This window comes from Nocardioides sp. NPDC057772 (genome assembly GCF_042798075.1).
Classification (GTDB): Bacteria; Actinomycetota; Actinomycetes; order Propionibacteriales; family Nocardioidaceae; genus Nocardioides.
In genome coordinates, this window is sequence record NZ_JBHVKN010000271.1 from 1 (window position 1) to 5,866 (window position 5,866).

The 5,866-nt window shown below is 67.3% G+C and carries 5 protein-coding genes; 4 read left to right on the top strand and 1 reads right to left on the bottom strand.

Translation table 11 applies throughout. From position 1 onward, the window contains the following. Positions 1-134: 134 nt before the first annotated feature. Positions 135-1,163, bottom strand: a complete 1,029-nt coding sequence (locus ACFVJS_RS25930; protein WP_378886381.1) for a zinc-dependent alcohol dehydrogenase family protein — start codon at positions 1,161-1,163, stop codon at positions 135-137. Between the two features lie 138 nt (positions 1,164-1,301). Here ACFVJS_RS25930 and ACFVJS_RS25935 point away from each other — a divergent pair, with 138 nt between their 5' ends. From ACFVJS_RS25935 to ACFVJS_RS25950, 4 genes are all read left to right on the top strand, one after another. Beyond that, positions 1,302-2,828 carry a UDP-N-acetylglucosamine 1-carboxyvinyltransferase gene (locus tag ACFVJS_RS25935; protein ID WP_165112579.1) on the top strand — a complete coding sequence of 509 codons (1,527 nt, stop codon included), beginning with the start codon at positions 1,302-1,304 and terminating at the stop codon, positions 2,826-2,828. 133 nt (positions 2,829-2,961) lie between these two features. Then, positions 2,962-3,834, top strand: coding sequence for a glycerophosphodiester phosphodiesterase (locus ACFVJS_RS25940; RefSeq protein ID WP_378886383.1), 873 nt, complete (start codon positions 2,962-2,964; stop codon positions 3,832-3,834). Beyond that, the gene (locus ACFVJS_RS25945) at positions 3,831-5,183 is read left to right on the top strand and encodes an MFS transporter (RefSeq protein WP_378886384.1); all 1,353 of its coding nucleotides are present in this window, start codon (positions 3,831-3,833) and stop codon (positions 5,181-5,183) included. The genes ACFVJS_RS25940 and ACFVJS_RS25945 overlap by 4 nt, the downstream gene beginning before the upstream one ends. 252 nt (positions 5,184-5,435) lie before the next feature. Continuing rightward, positions 5,436-5,822, top strand: a complete 387-nt coding sequence (locus tag ACFVJS_RS25950) for an RNA polymerase-binding protein RbpA (protein WP_008359714.1) — start codon at positions 5,436-5,438, stop codon at positions 5,820-5,822. Positions 5,823-5,866 lie beyond the last annotated feature (44 nt).

Genomic DNA, 5,866 nt, shown 5'->3' on the forward strand with positions numbered 1-5,866 from the left:
CCTCATCGCGTGCCCAGTCGGCGTAGACGTGTTCATCACCCGGTGACAGGGGGCGCAGGCGCATGGTGTCGGTGCGGGGCATCGACCGAGTGTCGCAGACGCACGGCTCGGCCGATCCCCCGCCCGGGATCAGTTCAGTAGGTGAGCTGGACCTTGATGGCGAGCCGCTCGTCCATGAGTCGGTAGCCCTCGGCCGCCTCGGCGAACGGCAGCGCCTTGTCGAAGACCAGGCCGGGGTTGATCGTGCCGTCGAGAGTGAGGCGCAGGAGGTCCGGGAGGTAGCGGCGTACGGGCGCCATCCCGCCCTTGAGTCCGACGTTGGTGCGGAAGAGGGCGTTGACCGGGAGGTTGACGTCGTGCGGGACGCCGACGAAGCCGACGGTCGCGCCGGGGCGGGCCACCTTGGAGGCGGTCTTGAAGGACTGGTCGGTGCCCACGCACTCGAGGACGTAGTCGGCTCCGATGCCGCCGGTGAGCTCGCGTACGGCCGCCTCACCCTCCTGGCCGCGGGCGGCGACGATGTCGGTGGCGCCGAACTTCTTGGCGATCTCCTGGCGCGACTCGTGGCGCGACATCGCCACGACCCTCTCTGCGCCGAGCTGCGCGGCGGCGAGGACGCCACACAGACCCACCGCACCGTCACCGACCACGACCGCCGTGCCGCCCTGGGGGCCGGCGCCGAGACCGGACATGACCGCGGCATGCCAGCCGGTGGCCATCACGTCGGTGAGCGCGAGCAGGTCGGGGTACATCGACGGGTCGGGCGTCTCGTCGAGCTTGACCAGGGAGCCGTCGGCCTGGTTGACCAGTGCGTACTCGCTCTGGCCGCTGACCGTGAAGCCGAGGTTTTCGCAGACCGACTGGAAGCCGGCGAGGCAGTGCGGACAGGTGTTGTCGCAGTGGTCGAACGGGACGATCACGAAGTCGCCGGGCTTGAAGTCGCGTACGTCGGAGCCGACCTCCTCGATGACGCCGATGCATTCGTGGCCGATGGTGCGGGGCTCCTCGATCTCGCCGTTGGAGCCGCGGTAGTTCCACAGATCGGAGCCGCAGATGCATGAGCCGACGACCTTGACGATGGCGTCGGTGGGCTGGTTCAGGGCCGGATCGGGTACCTGGGTGTAGCGGATGTCGCCCACCCCATGGATCGTCGTCGCGCGCATGGTGGCATCCTGTCACCCGGCGTAAAGAGATGTTGCACACGGTGGCTTTCCAGGAGCCAGGCAACAGTCCTGAAACGAATCGCCGACACTTCGCGGGGAATCCAGGCTTATCTCATATATGAGTTACGGTGGTGCACCATGACCGACGGATACAAGGGTCGCATCGGGAACCTGATTCGCGATGCGCGCAAGCACAAGGGCCTCACCCAGGCACAGCTCGCTGACCTTCTCAACACCAGCCAGAGTGCGATCAACCGCATCGAGCAGGGGCAACAGAACCTGTCCCTGGAGATGATCGCCCGGGTCGGTGCCGCGCTCGACTCCTCCCTGGTGGACATCGGGGCCGGTCCGACGCACCTGCGTGTCACCGGTCCGACGACGCTGTCGGGTGAGATCACGGTCAAGACCTCCAAGAACGCCGGTGTGGCGCTCCTGGTCGGCTCGCTCCTCAACCGAGGCCGTACGACGCTGCGCAAGGTCGCCCGCATCGAAGAGGTCAACCGCATCATCGAGGTGCTCAACTCGATCGGCGTGCAGACCCGCTGGCTCAACGACGACAACGACCTCGAGATCGTTCCGCCCAAGGAGCTGCGCCTGGACGCGGTCGATGAGGCCGCTGCCCGCCGCACCCGCTCGGTGATCATGTTCCTCGGCCCCCTGCTCCACCGCCTGGACACCTTCGAGCTGCCCTACGCCGGCGGCTGCAACCTCGGCACCCGCACCGTCGAGCCGCACATGTCAGCGCTGCGTCCCTTCGGTCTCGAGGTCAAGGCGACCGACGGCGCCTACCACGCGAGCGTCAACCGGGAGATCCAGCCGGGTCGTCCGATCGTGCTGACCGAGCGTGGCGACACCGTCACTGAGAACGCTCTGATGGCCGCCGCGCTGCATCCCGGCACCACCGTCATCCGCAACGCGTCCTCCAACTACATGGTCCAGGACCTCTGCTTCTACCTGCAGAAGCTGGGCGTCGAGGTCGAGGGCATCGGCACCACCACGCTGCGCGTCACCGGCCGCGAGGTCATCGACGTCGACGTCGACTACGCGCCGAGCGAGGACCCGATCGAGGCGATGTCGCTGCTGACCGCCGCGATCGTGACCGACTCCGAGATCACCATCAAGCGGGTGCCGATCGAGTTCATGGAGATCGAGCTGGCGACCCTGGAGGAGATGGGTTTCAACTACAGCCTGTCCGAGGAATACCTCGCCCTCAACGGCAAGACCCGGCTGGTCGACATCGACACCAAGCACTCGGTCCTGCACGCGCCGCTGGACAAGATCCACCCGCTCCCCTTCCCCGGCCTCAACATCGACAACCTGCCGTTCTTCGCCGCGATCGCCGCGGTCGCGCAGGGCCAGACGCTGCTGCACGACTGGGTCTACGAGAACCGCGCGATCTACCTGACCGAGCTCAACAAGCTCGGCGGCAACGTCACGCTGATGGACCCGCACCGGGTGATGATCGAGGGCCCGACGCACTTCTCCGGCACCGAGATCGTCTGCCCGCCGGCGCTGCGTCCCGCCGTCGTCGTGCTGCTCGCGATGCTCGCCTCGAAGGGCACCTCGGTGCTCCGTTCGACCTACGTCATCGCCCGCGGCTACGAGGATCTCGCGGAGCGGCTCAACCAGCTCGGCGCCAACATCACCGCCTTCCGCGACATCTGAGCTGCGCCCCAGGGATACCCGGTCGACCGGGTATCCCTGGGGTTGACGGGTGCTCCAGTGCCCGTCAACCCCACGAAGTACCCGTCAACCTCTGCGGCGCTTCCCACACTGCGAGACCGGCGACGGTGGTCTAATGCTCCCCGTGAAGGAGCAGCAGCGACGCGTACGCGCTTATGCGCACCGTGGTGGAGCGCTCCATCCCGACCTGGTCGGGATGGAGAACACCATGGAGGCGTTCCGGCATGCGGTGGAGCTCGGCTACACCCATCTCGAGACCGACGTGCACGTCACCCGCGACGGCGTCCTGCTCGCCTTCCACGACGAGGCGCTCGACCGGGTGACCGACGTCAGCGGCCTGATCGCGGAGATGACGTACGCCGAGGTGCAGGCCGCCCGCATCGGCGGTCAGCACGGTGTGCCGACCTTGGCCGAGCTCTTCGAGGCGTTCCCCGGGGTCACCTTCAACATCGATCTCAAGTCCGACGGGGCGGTCGGTGCGCTGGCCGAGCTCCTCGCTGCGACCGATCGCGAGGACACGGTCATCGTCGGCTCCTTCTCGGCTCGCCGGATCAAGGAGTTCCGACGCCTGACCGAGGGGCGCGTGCGGACCTCGGCGAACCCTCGGGAGGTGCTGGCCTACGTGCTCGCTCCCACCACGGGAATCGCCAGGCGGCTCGCGGGCGGACGGTTCGACGCCTTCCAGATCCCACACCGTCAGCGCCTCATCGGCCCGCTGTCCGTCCGAGTGGCCTCTCGTGGTCTGGTGCGCCGCGCCCACAAGGCCGGTAAGGAGGTCCACGTCTGGACCATCGACGACCCGGTCGAGATGAAGCGTCTGATCGAGCGCGACGTCGACGGCCTGATGACCGACCGCACCGACGTACTGAAAGCGTTCCTGGAGGAGCGTGGCCTGTGGGAGGCTGAGCCGTCTCACGCTGAGCCGCCTCGGGCTGAGCCCACCGACGAGGCCGAATCCGTAGAGCATGGCGAGGAGCCCGAGAAGTGACCACATCAGCCGGGATCGGCGACTTCAGGCCCGTCGAGCGGGCACGGGAGCAGAAGGGCTGGTTCTTCACCGACTGGGCCGTCTCCGCCTTCCAGACGACGGTCGCGGGCGTGCTGTTCGCGCCCTACCTGATCGAGATCGCCAAGGCCGCCGCCGTCGACAACCGCATCGACGTGCTCGGCCTGTCGATCGCACCCGGAGCCCTGCCGTCGTACGTCATCACCTTCTCCACGCTCCTCTCAGCCATCATCTACCCGCTCGTGGGTGCGATCGCCGACCGCACCTCGCGCAAGCCGGACCTGATGGCCGGGTTCGCCTGGGCCGGCGCGCTCTGTGCGGCGCTGCTGTTCTTCATGACCGGGGACAACTGGTGGTTCGGATCGATCATGTTCATCATCGCCAACCTGTGCGCAGGTGCGGCGGTGGTCGTCAGCGACTCGATCCTTCCGCTGATCTCGACCGAGAACGAACGCGACCGGGTCTCCTCGATCGGCTGGGCCTACGGGTACGCCGGCGGCGGGCTGCTGCTCGCCATCAACTTCCTCCTGGTGACCTTCGCCGACCCGCTCGGGCTGGGCACGGCGCTGGCCGTGCGGATCTCGATGCTGTCGGCCGGGCTGTGGTGGGCGGCGTTCATCATCATCCCGTGGCGCCGGATCCGCCGGCACGAGCCGGCAGATGTCGAGGACGTCTCCGGCGGCGTGGTGGCGCGCTCGTTCGGACAGCTGTTCGCGACCCTCAAGGAGCTGCCGCAGTACCCGGTCGCGCTGACCTTCCTGCTGGCCTACCTCTTCTTCAACGACGGCATCCAGACCGTGATCAGCTCGGCCTCGACGTACGGCGTCGAGGAGCTCGGCTTCGAGACCGGCACGATGCTCGGCATCTACCTGCTGGTGCAGTTCGTAGCCGTCGGCGGGGCGGTCTTCTTCGGCCGGCTGGCGAAGAGCTTCGGCGCCAAGCGGGTGATCCTCGGCGGTCTGGGCGGCTGGATGCTCATCGTGGTGGTGGCCTACTTCGTGCCGGAGCAGTCCCTCGCACCGCTGCTCGTCGTGGCGGTCGGCATCGGCCTGGTCATGGGTGGCACCCAGGCGCTGGCGCGGTCCTACTTCTCGCTGTTCATCCCTGCAGGCAAGGAGGCCGAGTACTTCAGCCTCTACCACGCCATGGACCGCGGCACCTCGTGGCTCGGCACGCTGGTCTTCGGGCTCGTCTACCAGCTCACCGACTCCTACCGGCCCGCGATCCTGGCGCTGATCGCCTTCTTCGTGCTCGGTGGTGGGCTGCTCGCGCTGGTGAACACGGCCAAGGGCATCGAGCAGGCGGGCAACCGGGCGCCCGAGAGGGTCTGAGAGGCTCTGAGAGCGCTCCTGGCGGCTGGCGGTTTCGGGACACCGCCCGCTCAGGACTCTCTCAGGGGGATCCGCAGGTCAGGCGGGTCCTGTGTCGAACAACACGGCGAGGATCTCGACAATTCACGGAATCATCACCTCCTCTGTACCGTTGTTGGTGTGAAGAGGCCTGACCGGCCTGCGTCATGAGTCCGCAGACCGCCTCGCTCTTCAGCTCATTCAACGGGGGACGATCGACTCAGGAGGTGCTTCATGGCCGAGCGCACGTTGCGCGGCGCCCGACTGGGCGGACAAAGTTTTGAGGACGAACGCGGGATCGAGTTCGCGGGCCGCCAGCAGGTGGCCTACCGGTGCCCGCAGGGCCACGACTTCGAGATCACGATGTCGGACGAGGCCGAGGTTCCGGCCATCTGGGAGTGCCCGCGCTGCGGCATGGAGGCTCTCAACCTCTCCGGTGCCAAGCCGGAGGAGAAGGCCGAGAAGCCGGCGCGTACGCACTGGGACATGCTCCTGGAGCGGCGATCGGAGAAGGAGCTCGAGGACATCCTCAAGGAGCGCCTCGACCTGCTTCGTGGTGGCGAGATCGGCCCGGCTCACCTGCACCGCAAGGGACCGGGCAAGAAGAAGGCCAACGCCTGACTTCTGACACATCCGGATACGCCGAAGGCGGTCTCCCGATCGGG